The organism is Pararobbsia alpina (genome assembly GCF_902859895.1).
GTDB lineage: Bacteria > Pseudomonadota > Gammaproteobacteria > Burkholderiales > Burkholderiaceae > Pararobbsia > Pararobbsia alpina.
This window is the reverse complement of record NZ_CADIKM010000001.1, coordinates 268,055-282,002: the sequence shown is the minus strand read 5'-3', so window position 1 is coordinate 282,002 and position 13,948 is coordinate 268,055. Positions and strand designations below refer to the sequence as shown.

General features: G+C 62.8%; 13 protein-coding genes. 7 read left to right on the top strand and 6 right to left on the bottom strand.

The features are described from left to right. Positions 1-85: 85 nt before the first annotated feature. Positions 86-1,903: an FAD-dependent oxidoreductase gene (locus tag HV670_RS01245; protein ID WP_175102796.1), complete on the top strand. Its 1,818-nt coding sequence runs from the start codon at positions 86-88 to the stop codon at positions 1,901-1,903. A 165-nt stretch (positions 1,904-2,068) separates the two neighbouring features. Here the strand turns inward: HV670_RS01245 and HV670_RS01240 are convergent, their stop codons facing one another. Together HV670_RS01240 and tsaE are read right to left on the bottom strand one after the other, a co-directional pair. Further along, the gene (locus tag HV670_RS01240) at positions 2,069-3,739 is read right to left on the bottom strand and encodes an N-acetylmuramoyl-L-alanine amidase (RefSeq protein ID WP_175102795.1); all 1,671 of its coding nucleotides are present in this window, start codon (positions 3,737-3,739) and stop codon (positions 2,069-2,071) included. After that, the gene (gene tsaE, locus HV670_RS31995; protein ID WP_343054283.1) at positions 3,733-4,416 is read right to left on the bottom strand and encodes a tRNA (adenosine(37)-N6)-threonylcarbamoyltransferase complex ATPase subunit type 1 TsaE; all 684 of its coding nucleotides are present in this window, start codon (positions 4,414-4,416) and stop codon (positions 3,733-3,735) included. The genes HV670_RS01240 and tsaE overlap by 7 nt, the downstream gene beginning before the upstream one ends. Positions 4,417-4,433: 17 nt before the next feature. On the opposite strand from tsaE, the gene queG reads away from it, so the two are divergent. From queG to plsY, 4 genes are all read left to right on the top strand, one after another. Further along, positions 4,434-5,663 carry a tRNA epoxyqueuosine(34) reductase QueG gene (gene queG / locus HV670_RS01225; RefSeq protein ID WP_175102794.1) on the top strand — a complete coding sequence of 410 codons (1,230 nt, stop codon included), beginning with the start codon at positions 4,434-4,436 and terminating at the stop codon, positions 5,661-5,663. A 46-nt stretch (positions 5,664-5,709) separates the two neighbouring features. Next, complete coding sequence (gene xerD / locus HV670_RS01220) at positions 5,710-6,693, top strand: site-specific tyrosine recombinase XerD (protein WP_175102793.1); 984 nt, start codon at positions 5,710-5,712, stop codon at positions 6,691-6,693. A 76-nt stretch (positions 6,694-6,769) separates the two neighbouring features. Continuing rightward, complete coding sequence (gene ybaK, locus HV670_RS01215; RefSeq protein ID WP_175102792.1) at positions 6,770-7,261, top strand: Cys-tRNA(Pro) deacylase; 492 nt, start codon at positions 6,770-6,772, stop codon at positions 7,259-7,261. 232 nt (positions 7,262-7,493) lie between these two features. Beyond that, positions 7,494-8,111, top strand: a complete 618-nt coding sequence (plsY, locus tag HV670_RS01210) for a glycerol-3-phosphate 1-O-acyltransferase PlsY (protein WP_425511364.1) — start codon at positions 7,494-7,496, stop codon at positions 8,109-8,111. A gap of 165 nt (positions 8,112-8,276) precedes the next feature. On the opposite strand, the gene HV670_RS01205 is transcribed toward plsY, so the two are convergent. Continuing rightward, complete coding sequence (locus HV670_RS01205; RefSeq protein ID WP_175102791.1) at positions 8,277-8,762, bottom strand: YajQ family cyclic di-GMP-binding protein; 486 nt, start codon at positions 8,760-8,762, stop codon at positions 8,277-8,279. Between the two features lie 149 nt (positions 8,763-8,911). On the opposite strand from HV670_RS01205, the gene murB reads away from it, so the two are divergent. Continuing rightward, a complete protein-coding gene (gene murB, locus HV670_RS01200) occupies positions 8,912-9,931 on the top strand; it encodes a UDP-N-acetylmuramate dehydrogenase (RefSeq protein ID WP_175102790.1) in 1,020 nt (339 codons plus the stop codon). A gap of 166 nt (positions 9,932-10,097) precedes the next feature. Here the strand turns inward: murB and HV670_RS01195 are convergent, their stop codons facing one another. Next, positions 10,098-11,324, bottom strand: a complete 1,227-nt coding sequence (locus tag HV670_RS01195) for an argininosuccinate synthase (RefSeq protein ID WP_175102789.1) — start codon at positions 11,322-11,324, stop codon at positions 10,098-10,100. Positions 11,325-11,501: 177 nt separating this feature from the next. Further along, the gene (gene argF / locus HV670_RS01190; protein WP_175102788.1) at positions 11,502-12,431 is read right to left on the bottom strand and encodes an ornithine carbamoyltransferase; all 930 of its coding nucleotides are present in this window, start codon (positions 12,429-12,431) and stop codon (positions 11,502-11,504) included. 386 nt (positions 12,432-12,817) lie between these two features. Here argF and HV670_RS01185 point away from each other — a divergent pair, with 386 nt between their 5' ends. Further along, positions 12,818-13,198: a DUF3579 domain-containing protein gene (locus HV670_RS01185; RefSeq protein ID WP_175102994.1), complete on the top strand. Its 381-nt coding sequence runs from the start codon at positions 12,818-12,820 to the stop codon at positions 13,196-13,198. Between the two features lie 238 nt (positions 13,199-13,436). Here the strand turns inward: HV670_RS01185 and rpsT are convergent, their stop codons facing one another. After that, positions 13,437-13,709 (bottom strand): 30S ribosomal protein S20, encoded by a 273-nt coding sequence (rpsT, locus tag HV670_RS01180; RefSeq protein ID WP_175102787.1) that lies wholly within the window; start codon positions 13,707-13,709, stop codon positions 13,437-13,439. Positions 13,710-13,948: the final 239 nt, after the last annotated feature.

Genomic DNA, 13,948 nt, shown 5'->3' with positions numbered 1-13,948 from the left:
TTGAATGTCGATCGAACGTCGATTGAAGTGGCCCCGCTCCGGTCGATCCCGGCTCCCGGTAACTGTGCCACTTTCAGGACTTGCAATGACCTCGACTCCGGACGAATTTCCTGTAGCGCCCCTTGCGCCCCTGACGGGCACGGACGATTCCGCGCCCGGGGCCACTTCCGAACCGGCACCGCCCCCGCTCGACGCCCCCGTCGAAGCGCCGTTCTCCTCTTTGCAATCGCGGTTGCACCAGATGTTTCCGCAACTCAGCGACGCCGAGATCGAACGGATGCGGCCCTTCGGCGAGCCGCGTCATGCCGAGGCGGGCGAGGTGCTGGTTCACATGGGGCAGCCGAGCATCGGCATGTGGGTGATCCTGTCGGGCGTCATGCAGATCGTGCGGCGCGACGGCATGGGGCATCGCAAGATGTTCACCGAGGCCCATCCGAGGTATTTCGTCGCCGAGGTTGCCTCGATTTCAGGCGGCCCCACGCTGGTCGACGGGATCGCCCTCACGCCGATGGAACTCCTGTTGATTACGTGCGAACGCCTGCGCGCCTTGCTCATCGCCGATGCGGAACTCAGCGAAAAAATCATGCGCGCGCTAATCCTGCGGCGCGTCTCGTTGATACAGGAAGGCAGCGGCGGGCCCGTGCTCGTCGGCACCGGGAGCGAGCCCGGCTTGCTCGCGCTGCAAGGCTTTCTCACGCGCAATAACCATCCGCATACCGTCGTCGACGCGAAGACCGACCCCGAGGCCGCCGCGATCGTCGAACGCGTGGCCGCGAAACCCGAGGAGTTTCCGCTCGTGATCTGCATGGACGGCACGATCCTGCGCAATCCTGACGAGGGCCAGCTGGCCACCTGTCTCGGACTGCTGCCGGAGTTCGACGAATTGGCCGTCTACGATCTCGTGATTGCCGGCGCGGGGCCGGCCGGTCTCGCCGCGGCAGTGTATGCGGCCTCCGAGGGCCTGTCGGTCGCGGTGCTCGACTGTCGCGCGCCGGGCGGCCAGGCCGGTGCGAGTTCGCGGATCGAAAACTATCTGGGTTTTCCGACCGGCATCTCGGGCCATGCGCTCGCCGGGCGGGCGTTCGTGCAGGCGCAGAAGTTCGGCGCGCATATAGCGATCCCGGCGGAGATCGTCGCGCTCGACTGTAGTTGCTCGGCAGCCACGCATTACCAGCTTGGCCTGACATTGAAGACCGGGCAGCGCGTCAACACGCGCTCGCTCGTGGTGGCCACGGGCGCCGTTTATCGGCGGCCGCAGGTCGAGAAGATCGAGCATTTTGAAGGGCGCGGGATCTATTACTGGGCGTCGCCGATCGAGGCTAAGCTGTGCAAGCACGAGGAAGTCGTGTTGATCGGCGGCGGCAATTCGGCGGGGCAGGCGGCCGTGTTCCTGGCCTCGCACGTCTCTCATCTGCATCTGTTCATTCGTGGCACGAGCCTCGATGCGAGCATGTCGCGCTATCTGATCGACCGCATTGCATCATTGCGCAATGTGACGCTGCACACTTGCACGAGGCTGGTCGGGCTCGATGGCGACGAACGCGGGCTATCTTCGATTCGCTATGAGAGCACCGATCAGGTGGGCGAGCAGCGCATGAATATCCGCCATCTGTTCCTGTTCATCGGTGCCGATCCGAATACCAAGTGGCTGCGCAACTGCGGCGTCGAGCTCGATGAACATGGCTTCGTGGTCACCGGGGCAGACGCGCGCCCCTATCACGAGGCGCCGACGCTGGCGCTCGAAACGAGTGTCGACGGGGTGTTCTCGATCGGCGATGTGCGCTCCGGATCGATCAAGCGGATCGCCTCCGGAGTCGGAGAAGGCGCTGCGGTCGTCGCGCAGATCCATGGCTTCCTGAGCAAGCAGGGGCAGGTCGCGCCCACCGCGGCACAGGTCGTCTAAGTACGGGAGGCGGTGATTGGCGAGGTCTCTCGCCAATCACCGCCTCAAGCCCTGCCTCAAGCCCTGCCTCAAGCCCTGCCTCAAGCCCTGCCTCAAGCCCTGCCTCAAGCCCTGCCTCAAGCCCTGCCTCAAGCCCTGCCTCAAGCCGCGCCTCAAGGTCCTACATCAAGCCATCCTGTTCTTCGACAGCGGCGGGTTGGCGGCGAAGTAGCGTTTGATTCCACGCAGGATCGCATCGGCCATCTTGTCACGATAAGCGTCGTTCTTGAGCTTCGTTTCTTCTTCAGGGTTGCTGATGAACGCGGTCTCAACCAGGATCGACGGAATGTCGGGCGCCTTGAGCACCGCGAAGCCCGCCTGTTCGACCGAGCCCTTATGCAGCTTGTTGATATCGCCGATCTCGTCGAGCACGAAACTGCCGTAGCGCATGCTGTCGCGGATCTGTGCAGTCGTCGACATGTCGAGCAGGGCACGCGAGACCGTTTCGTCCTGCGTCTTGATATTGATCCCGCCGATGAGATCCGATGAATTCTCGCGATTCGCCATCCATTTGGCCGCGGTGCTCGTTGCGCCGTGATCGGACAGCGCGAATACCGACGAGCCGCGCGCCTCGGGCGTGATGAACGCATCGGCGTGAATCGAGACGAACAGGTCCGCTTCGACGCGACGCGCCTTTTGTACGCGTACATTGAGCGGCACGAAGAAATCGTCGTCGCGCGTCATCATCGAGCGCATATTCGGCTGAGCGTCGATCTTGGTACGCAGACGCTTGCCGATATCGAGCGCGACATGTTTCTCGTAGGTCCCGGAACTGCCGATCGCACCCGGGTCTTCGCCGCCATGGCCAGGATCGATGGCGACGGTCAGCAGACGTACCGTCTTCGAGCCCTTCTTCGGCGGTGCCGCGGGCAGCAGGCCGTCGGAGCCGGAGTCCGGCACGTTCTGTGCAAGCGGTCCTGGCGGGGTCGGCGACTTGACGCCGGAAGACTTGTTCCGTGAAGCCGTGGTGCTGCCGGCGCCATGGCCACTATCACCCAATCCGCCGGTGCCGCTGCTTGCGCCTTTCGCGCCCGTGCCGGCCGGCTTCGCATCGTTGTCCGCATATTTCTGGAAGAACGCATCGCTGTCGTCGCCAGCCCCCGAGGCACCGCCATGAAACGGCTGGCCCGCGAGCGAAGTGTTTGCGCCGGTGCTACCTTTCGCGCCATCGGCCCGCACGGCATCGTCCGGTGCATGTAGCTCGAGCGGCGGGCTTGTCGTCAGCGCGGATTGAGGCGCGTTCGCGCCGGCCTGCGCCTGCTGCTGGGCAAAATTCTGTTCCTTGTGTTCGGTCTGCGCGAGCAGTTCCATCAGCGGGTCGGGTGCGACGGCCGGATAGAGGTCGAAGACCAGTCGATAGCGATACGAACCCGCGGGTGCCAGCGCGAACACCTGCGGCTTGGCTGCGTCCTTGAGGTCGAAGACGAGCCGCACGACATGGGGGGCGAACTGGCCGACCCGCACCGACTGGATTTGAGGGTCGTTCGGCGTGATCTTCGAGACGAGATCGCGCAAGGACTGGTCGAGTTCGAGGCCGTTGAGATCGACTACCACGCGGTCGGGGTTTTCGAGCAGCTTCGACGCGTAGTCGAGCGGCTGGTCCGACTCGATCGTCACGCGCGTGTAGTCGCGCGCGGGCCAGACTCGCACGCCGAGCACCGAACTCGCGTAGGCGAGTCGCGGGCCGACCAGTGCGAGAGCGAGCGTCGAGGCACCGGCACGCAGCACCTGGCGACGCTTCCAATTGGGCGACGCGGTGGCGTCGGCTTCGATCGAGCGAAACGGTTTGATCAGCATCGGTCCAGATAGTCCTTGCCACGCGCGCTGTAGGCACGCGCGGTCAATACACGGCCTTCGCCCGCCAGGTCGAGCGACAGCGAAAGGTCCGGCACGCCGATCAGCATACCGGCCTTTTCTGGCCATTCGACAAGGCAGAGCGCGCCTTCATTGAAGTATTCGCGAAAGCCCGCATCGGCCCATTCTGCAGGGTCGGCAAAACGATACAGGTCGAAGTGATAAACGTCGTAACCACGCCTGCCGGTTGACATGTCGCCATGTTTGCCGGGCGAGTGGTCCTGTTGTTTTTCGTGCGGGGTGCGCGAGTTGCCGTTCGGCATGGAATGCTGCTTGCCAAGCGATTCGTCGCCCGGTCTGTCCTCGCGCTTGTCGTCCGGCTGATCGACGCACCCGACGTCGTCGATCCGATACGGTTCGACGAGGGTATAGGTCGGACTTCGTACACGGCCCCGATGACCGAGGGCATGGAGTGTCGCGCGCACGAGCGTGGTCTTGCCTGCGCCGAGATCGCCGAGCAGATGGACATGCAGGCCACCGTCGATCCGCTGGCCCGCGGTTCCCGCCGAACGCAGCGCGGCCGCGAAGCGTTCGCCGAATGCGACGGTCGCGGCTTCGTCAGGCAGATCGAACTGACGTTCGCAGATCGGTGACACGGGTGCGGCGGGGGCTGCAGGCATTGCGTAAAATGGTCAGGATGAATCCAGTCAAGGCCGATCTCGCGCCCGACCCCGTGCCCGATGCACTCCCTACCGGTGCCGCGCAGCCACTACGCGCGCCGGGGGGCGAGTCGTTGCGCTCGTCTCTCGACAGCGATGCGCTTGCCGCTCTCGCGACGCGCATCAAGACATGGGGCGGCGAACTCGGATTCGACGCGGTCGGCATCAGCGATACCGACCTCTCGACCGCGGAACACACGCTGCAGGCATGGCTCGCTGCGGGTTTCCACGGACAGATGGATTATATGGCCAAACATGGCCTCAAACGCGCACGTCCGGCCGAGCTTGTGCCTGGAACACTACGAGTCATCAGCTTGCGGATGGCTTACCTTCCCGCACAATTGCAGCCTTCCAACTGGCGCGCGGCGCAGTTCGCACGCAATGCGGTGCCGGGTGAGGCGGTCGTATCGGTCTATGCGCGTGGCCGCGACTATCACAAGGTGTTGCGCAATCGCCTGCAGAAACTCGCCGAACGTATCGAGATGGAGATCGGCCCCTTCGGCTATCGTGTATTCACGGACTCCGCACCGGTGCTCGAAGTCGAACTCGCGCAGAAGGCGCGGCTCGGCTGGCGCGGCAAGCACACGCTGTTGCTCGAGCGCGATGCGGGTTCGTTTTTCTTTCTCGGCGAGCTGTTCGTCGACCTCCCGCTGCCGATCGATGCAGCCGCAGTGCCCCCGGTTGCTGCGGCGCCGCCCGCCAACGGCGTGCATTGCGGCAGTTGCAGCCGGTGCATCGATGTCTGTCCGACCGGAGCCATCGTCGCGCCGTACCAGGTCGATGCGCGTCGCTGCATCTCCTATCTGACGATCGAACTCGCAGGCAGCATCCCCGAAGAACTACGGCCATTGATCGGTAATCGGATCTATGGATGCGACGATTGCCAGTTGGTGTGTCCCTGGAACAAATTTGCAAAGCTGTCCCAGGTCGACGATTTCGAGGCGCGCAACGGTCTCGAGCAGGCCTCGCTCATCGATCTCTGGCAGTGGACGGAGAACGATTTCGAAGCCAGACTGGCGGGCACGGCGATCCGCCGTATCGGCTATGAGCGTTGGGTGCGCAATCTCGCCGTCGGCCTTGGCAATGCCTTGCGGGCCACGCCGGATGCCAGCGCGCGCGCACCGTTCGCCGATGCTTTGCGAAGCCGTTTGGCCGATCCTTCCGCCTTGATTCGCGAGCACGTCGAGTGGGCGCTCCGGGCGGCGTGAACGTCGCCCGGGAGCGGCATGAGTCCAATAGGGAAAAGAAGCACGGATGAATACAGGCGCGGTGACAAAAACGGGCAACAAACCGCGCGGCAAGCGTTCGCATGTCCTCATCGACACGGAGACCCCCTTTCCGCCCGCACATGCTGACAGCTTGTACGTGATCGACGCGTTTTGCGATGCGCTCTGGCTCGAGCAAGGCCTGTCACGCAATACGCTCGATGCTTACCGGCGCGATCTGCGGCTTTATGCTGACTGGCTCGCCAGGCGCAATGCCAATGCGATCGCGCAGACCACCGAGGTCGATCTCATCGCTTATGTCGCGGCCCGCAGCATTGACAAGGCGAGTTCGGCAAACCGCCGCCTCTCGGTGTTCCGCCGCTTCTTCGGCTGGGCACTTCGCGAGCATCACGTGAGCGTCGACCCGACGCTGAAGATGCAGACCGCGAAACAACCGCTGCGTATGCCTTCGACATTGTCCGAAGCGCAGGTCGAAGCACTGCTCGACGCGCCGGACGTCGACACGCCGCTCGGACTGCGCGACCGCACCATGCTCGAACTCATGTATGCGAGCGGACTGCGCGTCTCGGAGCTCGTCAATCTGAAGACGGTCGAGATCGGGCTCAATGAAGGGGTGGTTCGCGTGATGGGCAAGGGTTCCAAGGAACGGCTCGTGCCGTTCGGCGAGCAGGCGCACGAATGGCTTTCGCGCTATCTGGTCGAAGGGCGCGGTGCCATCCTCGGTGCGCGCGCGGCCGACGCGATGTTCGTCACCGCGCGCGGCGACGCGATGACGCGCCAGCAATTCTGGCACCTGATCAAGCGCCATGCACTGAGCGCCGGCATCGCGGCGCGCCTGACGCCGCATACCTTGCGCCATGCGTTCGCGACGCATCTGCTGAACCACGGCGCCGATCTGCGGGTCGTGCAGATGCTGCTCGGTCATGCCGATATCTCGACCACGCAGATCTACACCCATGTGGCGCGCGAGCGCCTGAAGACCCTGCATGCCATTCACCACCCGCGCGGATAGAACGCCGACGTTAGAATGCGCGCATGAGCGAGTTGCAGCACGTGCGCAACACTGCTGATGCAGCGCCGACGATGAGATGAGCAAGAGCCGACACGTTTACGAGACCCCCGCGACGCAGTTTCTCAAGCGCCACAACATCGCGTTTGGCGAGCATCCCTACGACTATGTCGAGCACGGCGGCACGACCGAGTCTGCGCGCCAGCTCGGCGTGGACGAACATCATGTGATCAAGACGCTGGTCATGGAAGACGAGCAGGCGAAGCCGCTGATCGTGCTGATGCATGGCGATCGCACTGTTTCGACGAAGAACTTGGCAAGGCAGGTTGGCGCGAAGCGCATCGAGCCCTGCAAGCCCGAGGTCGCCAACCGGCATTCGGGCTATCTGATCGGCGGCACCTCGCCGTTCGGCACGCGCAAGGCGATGCCGGTCTATGTCGAAGCCAGTGTACTTGCGCTGGAGCGGATCTATCTGAACGGCGGCAGGCGGGGTTATCTCGTCAGCATCGCGCCTTCGGTGCTGACGACCCTGCTCGATGCCAGGCCGGTCGAATGTGCGAGCGTGGAGTAGGCGGACAAGCAGGCGGACAAAGCAGACGGACAAAGCAGACGGACAAAGCAGACGGACGAGCAGGCAGATAAGCAGGCGGAGAAGTAGACGGATAAGCAGGCGGAGAGGTAGGGGAGAAGCAGGGACAAGCAGGCGGATAGGCAGGAGCGAGTAGCGGGGGCTCGCTTGCCCCAAGCGCCATTGCCTCGTGGCTTCGCTACAATTGCGGCCGGTCTCTTAACTGGAATAGTCCATGCCGAATGTGCTGAATGTGCTGATTGCCGTCGTCGGCGCCTATCTGATCGGGTCGATCTCGTTTGCCGTGGTCGTCAGCAAGGCGATGCGGCTCGACGATCCGCGCACCTATGGCTCGAAGAACCCTGGTGCGACCAATGTCCTGCGCAGCGGCAGCAAGACCGCGGCGATCCTGACGCTGCTTGGCGATGCGCTCAAGGGCTGGTTCGCCGTCTGGCTCGTGATCCAGTTCAGCGACCGCTATCAACTCGGGGAAGAAGTGATCGCACTAGGTGCGATCGCCGTGTTTCTCGGGCACGTGTTCCCGGTGTTCTTCAAATTCAAGGGCGGCAAGGGGGTCGCGACGGCAGCAGGCGTGCTGTTCGCATTGAGCTGGATACTGGGCCTCGCGACGGTGGCGACCTGGGTGATCATCGCGTTCTTCTTCCGCTATTCGTCGCTCGCCGCGCTCGCGGCGGCCATATTCGCGCCGTTCTACGAGTTCTTCATGTACGGCCCCGGGCCGATCTCGGTCGCCGTGGTCGTGATAGCGATGCTGTTGATCTGGCGCCACGCAAGCAATATTGCCCGGCTGATGGCAGGCAAGGAAAGCCGGCTCGGCCAGAAGAAATCCTAGCGGCCGGAGAGCCCGGCCTCGGCGCGCCTGGCGGTGCGCGGGCCGCGTCACGGTTCCTCAATCCCGCCAGACCCGTGAGACTCGCCAGTCCCGCCAGACTAGCCAAACTAGACAAACTAGACAAACTAGACAAACTAGACAAACTGGTCAGTCCCGTCAGTCCTGTCAGTCGCGGAAGTTGTTGAAGTCGAGCGGCGTGTCCGTCACATCTTTCTTGAGCAGCGCGATCGCGGCCTGGAGGTCGTCGCGCTTCGTGCCGGTCACGCGTACCGCGTCACCCTGGATGCTTGCCTGCACCTTGATCTTGCTGTCCTTGATCGTGCGTACGATCTTTTTCGCGAGATCGCCGCTTACGCCCTTCTTGATCTTGATCACCTGTTTGATCTTGTCGCCGCCGATCTTCTCGACCTTGCCGTAGTCGAGAAAACGCACGTCCACATTGCGCTTGGCCATTTTCATGGTCAGGACGTCGGTGACCTGCCCGAGCTTGAAGTCGTCGTCCGCAAAGGCGGTCAGTTCGAGTTCCTTGTGTTCGATGCGCGAGTCGGATCCCTTGAAGTCGAAACGGGTCGAGATTTCCTTGTTGGCTTGCTCGATCGCATTTTTTACTTCAATCATGTTTGCTTCACTGACGACGTCGAACGATGGCATGGCTGGTTTCTCCGGGGTCCGCGGGACCCTCGTTATAATCACGGGTCGTCGTTATTTTACCGGGGTGGCCCGCTTTTCCAAGCCCCGCAATGACCCGACCCGCGCATCGGCCACCCGTCGACAGGGCGCTTCTCCTTCACCGATTCCGTATGTCGAGCCTGCTCAACGACTATTCATTGCTTACCCATAACACGTTCGGCTTCGACGTGCGCGCGCGGTTTGCCCGCACGATCGAAGACGAGCGCGATGTGGCGGACGCTTTTCACGACACGCGCACGGCTTCGATGCCCCGTCTCGTGCTCGGCGGCGGCAGCAATGTCGTGCTGACGCGCGATTTTCCGGGCGTGGTGTGGCTCGTCGGTCTGCGCGGGCGGTGCATTCTGAGTGAAACGACCGATGCCTGGCTCGTCGAGGCGGCCGCGGGCGAGAATTGGCATGACTTTGTTGCCTGGTGTCTCGACGAGGGATGCCGAGGTCTCGAGAATCTGGCATTGATCCCAGGTACGGTCGGGGCGGCGCCGATCCAGAACATCGGTGCGTACGGGCTGGAGATCGCCGAGTATTTCGATTCGCTGCGTGCGTTCGACCTGTCGAACGGAGTGATCGTCGAACTAGACTGCGCGGATTGCGCGTTCGGCTATCGGGACAGCGTCTTCAAGCGCTTGGCGCGCGATCGCTACCTGATCCTGTCGGTCCGTTTCAGGCTGCCCAAGGCATGGCGAGCACGCACCGCTTATGCGGATCTTGCGCGCGAACTCGTTGCACGCGGTGTCGCCGAACCGAGCGCGCACGATATCTTCGCAACGGTGGCCGCCGTGCGCCGCGCCAAGCTGCCGGACCCGGCCGCGCTGGGCAATGCGGGTAGCTTCTTCAAGAACCCGGTGGTGGGTGCCGCGCAATACGCGGAGCTGATCGCGGTCGAGCCCGAGCTCGTGGCCTACGAGCAGCCAGACGGTTCACGCAAGCTCGCCGCTGCGTGGCTGATCGACCGCTGTGGCTGGAAAGGGCGCTGCCATGCGGGCGCCGCGGTGCACGACCGGCAGGCGCTCGTGCTCGTGAACCGAGGCGGCGCGACGGGTGCGGATGTGCTCGCCCTGTCGCAGGCAATTCGCGATGACGTGCTGGCGCGCTACGGCGTCGAGCTCGAACCGGAGCCGCTGGTCGTTTAGACAAGGCCAGCAAAACCCGCAAACCCGCAAATCCATAGAAACCCCGGAAAAGACGACAAAAAACCCCGTGATTCGCGTGAACCGTTTCCCGCAAGCGGGATGGGTTCACAGGGAACACGGGGTTTTCTGCTACGAGGCCGGCGCGCCGGCCTCGTGCACGATGCCCTTACGAGCGATTGCGGCGTGCGTTCTCGGCAATCCGCATACGCAAGGCGTTGAGCTTGATGAAGCCGCCGGCGTCGGCCTGGTTGTAGGCACCGCCGTCGTCGTCGAAGGTCGCGATGTTCTTGTCGAACAGCGTGTTCTTCGAATCGCGTGCGACCACCGTTACGCTGCCCTTGTAGAGCTTGACGCGTACCCAGCCGTTCACATTCTGCTGCGTATGGTCGATCAGCACCTGAAGCGCCTTGCGCTCCGGCGCCCACCAGTAGCCGTTATAGATCAGCGCCGCATAGCGGGCGAGCAGGTCGTCCTTGAGGTGCGCGACTTCGCGATCGAGCGTGATCGATTCGATGCCGCGATGCGCCTTGAGCATGATCGTGCCACCCGGCGTTTCGTAGCAACCGCGCGACTTCATGCCGACAAAGCGGTTTTCGACGAGATCGAGACGACCCACCCCATGCTTGCCGCCAAGCCGATTCAGCTCGGTTAGCATCTCGGCCGGCGACAGGGCCTTGCCGTTCAGCGTGACCGGATCGCCGCTCTCATAGCCGATGTCGAGATATTCGGGCGCGTCCGGAGCCTGTTCGGCCGAGACGGTCCAACGCCACATATCAGCCTCGGCTTCGGCCTTCGGGTCTTCGAGGTGGCGGCCTTCGAACGAGATGTGCAGCAGGTTCGCGTCCATCGAGTACGGCGCGCCGCCTTGCTTATGCTTCATATCGATCGGAATGCCAGCCTTTTCCGCATAGCTGAGCAGCTTCTCGCGCGACAGCAGGTCCCATTCGCGCCACGGCGCGATGACCTTGATGCCGGGCTCGAGCGCGTAATAACCCAGTTCGAAGCGGACCTGATCGTTGCCCTTGCCGGTCGCGCCGTGCGAGACGGCCTGCGCGCCGGTCTGGCGCGCGATCTCGATCTGGCGCTTCGCGATCAGCGGACGCGCGATCGACGTGCCCAGCAGATACTCGCCCTCGTAGATCGCATTGGCACGGAACATCGGGAATACGAAGTCGCGCACGAACTCTTCGCGCAGATCGTCGATATAGATGTTTTCGGGCTTGATGCCGAGCTGCACGGCTTTCGCTCGCGCGGGCTCGAGTTCTTCGCCCTGACCGATGTCGGCCGTGAAGGTGACGACTTCGGCGTCGTAGTTGTCCTGCAGCCACTTCAGGATGACCGAGGTGTCGAGCCCACCCGAATAGGCGAGCACCACTTTCTTGATTTCGCTCATGTTTGACTCGTGCGATGCCGCGGCGCCCGGTGCGGGCCGCGAACCCGATATTGTGACATTAAATAAAGCAGCAGCCCCTGAAACGGCGAGGGCGCCGCGCTTGAACAGCGGCTCGGATGGCGGCCGGCCTCAGCTCAGGCGGTAACCGGCGGGCGCATGGCCACCGGCGCGCCATCGTCAATGGCTGACTCGCCCCAGCAGCAGGAATTCCATCAGCGCCTTCTGGACATGCAGCCGATTCTCGGCCTCGTCCCAGACTACACTTTGCGGGCCGTCGATGACATCCGCGGAGACTTCCTCGCCCCGGTGCGCCGGCAGGCAATGCATGAAGAGCGCCTCGGGCCGGGCCCGCGCCATCATGCCGGCATCCACGCACCAATTTGCAAACGCCTTCTTGCGCACTTCGTTTTCCTGTTCGAACCCCATGCTGGTCCAGACATCGGTCGTGACGAGGTCGGCACCGTCGCAGGCTTCGCGCGGATCGGCAAAGACTTCGTAGGCATCGCGTGCATCGGGGTCGAGCATCGCCGGATCGAGCGCGTAACCTGCCGGCGTCGACAGCTTCACCTTGAAGCCAAGGATGTGGGCCGCCTCGATCCACGTATAGAGCATATTGTTTGCATCGCCGACCCAGGCAACAGTCTTCCCTGCGATGGGTCCGCGTTGTTCATAGAATGTGAAGATGTCGGCGAGAACCTGGCAGGGGTGGTTCTCGTTGGTCAGGCCGTTGATGACCGGCACGCGCGAGTTGTCCGCGAAACGGCGCAGGATGTCCTGTCCGAACGTACGGATCATGATGATGTCGGTCATGCGCGAGATCACCTGGGCGGCGTCTTCGATCGGCTCGCCGCGACCCAGCTGGGTATCGCGCGTGCTCATGAACACGGCGTGGCCGCCAAGTTGGTGAATGCCCGCTTCGAACGAAAGCCGTGTGCGCGTGGAGTTCTTCTCGAAGATCATCGCGAGCGTGCGATCGTGCAGCGGGTGGTAGGTCTCGTAGTTCTTGAACTTCTGCTTGAGGATTCGAGAGCGGTCGAGCAGGTAGTCATACTCGTCGCGCGTCAGGTCCTTGAACTGCAGATAGTGGCGAATGTTTTTTTGAGCCATAAAAACAAAATCGGCGGACTGACCCGGGCAATGAAGCCCGGACGGCGCCGCCGTTCGTTGGATAAGTACCTCAAGCATAATGGATTTCGCGGGCTTTGACGAGCCGCGTCGGCAGCATAAGGTGTCTCTGTCATGGGTCGGCAGCACGCGTCCGGAAGACCCGAATGTACCCTCGAGTCTTCTATAAGAGTGGGCCTAAAACCTGTCTAGCCCATGCTGCTTTGCAGTATAATTTCGCCAGCTTCCAACACGGGGATCGTGCCGGAAGCCGCGCCCACAAGGGCGCGTGGGTGTTTGCATTCGCCGGTTTCCGATCCCTTCATGCCGCGGCGTGAGGGTTCCAGTTCTTGCTGGAACTCAGTCTGCGTGCTTACCAGGTATTGCATATGGCCGACACGTTCCCAAGAGAGTTTTTCATCCAAGGCGTGACCAATGAAGGCAAGACCTTTCGGCCCAGCGACTGGTCCGAGCGGTTGTCCGGCGTGATGTCGGCCTTCGGGCCGGGAGCCAGCGGCGCGAATGCGAAGCTCAAGTATTCCTTGTACGTGCGACCCGAAATGTTCGGCAACGTCAAATGCGTGGTGGTCGACGAGCGCCTGCGCGATATCGAGCCGATGGCCTTTGACTTTGTGATGAATTTCGCGCGCGATAACAACCTGTTGGTGACGGAAGGCTGTTCGATACCCGATCATACCGAAGAAGCCGAGGCTGCCGCGGCCGCTAAAGCCAAGGCGGCAGCGCAAGCCCGGATGGCAAGGCTGGGGTGAGGAAGCGGTCGGGGCCGGTAGGTCGAATCCGCCGTGACAGCAGAACTCGCCGAGGGGCGAAAACGCAGGGAAAGATTAAGGCGCAGGAAGAGACCTTACCGCCGACAAGCAAAAAGCCCGCTTCAAGTGAGAGCGGGCTTTTTTTCGTGCTGCCGGATCAGCGGGCCGTGCGGGCCACGGCTGGTGTGAGCGGCCTTCAAGCAGTTGCCTGCTCAATGGCCCCGCATCACAAGTTCGTTCAGGCTGCCGTCGAGAGTTGCTTGACCGCGGCGGCCAGGCGGCTCTTATGACGAGCTGCCTTGTTCTTGTGCACGATTTTCTTGTCGGCGATGATGTCCAGCGTCTTCGACGAGGCGCGGAATACTTCAGCAGCCTTTTCCTTGTCGCCCGACTCGATCGCCTTGCGGACAGCCTTGATGGCGGTACGCATCTTCGAACGCAGTGCGGAATTGTGGGAATTGGCTTTCGCTGCCTGGGTGGCGCGCTTGCGTGCTTGTGCGGTATTGGCCATGGTGGTCCTCGATCGGTTCCGGCAATGCGACTGCCGGCATTGGCCGCGGTCGCGAGAATTAGAGATTCAGAAACGGCGGAGTATATCAGCGGGCCGCCGTCCATGGCAACCTCCCCGACATCCCGCCGCACAGGCACCGTTGCGAGTCCGCTCACGAATCCGTTCTCGTCGCCGGTCTGCCGGCATCGGTCGGCTTACCCTGCGAGGTGCCTCCATCCGCGCTTTCGTCCGCGCATCCA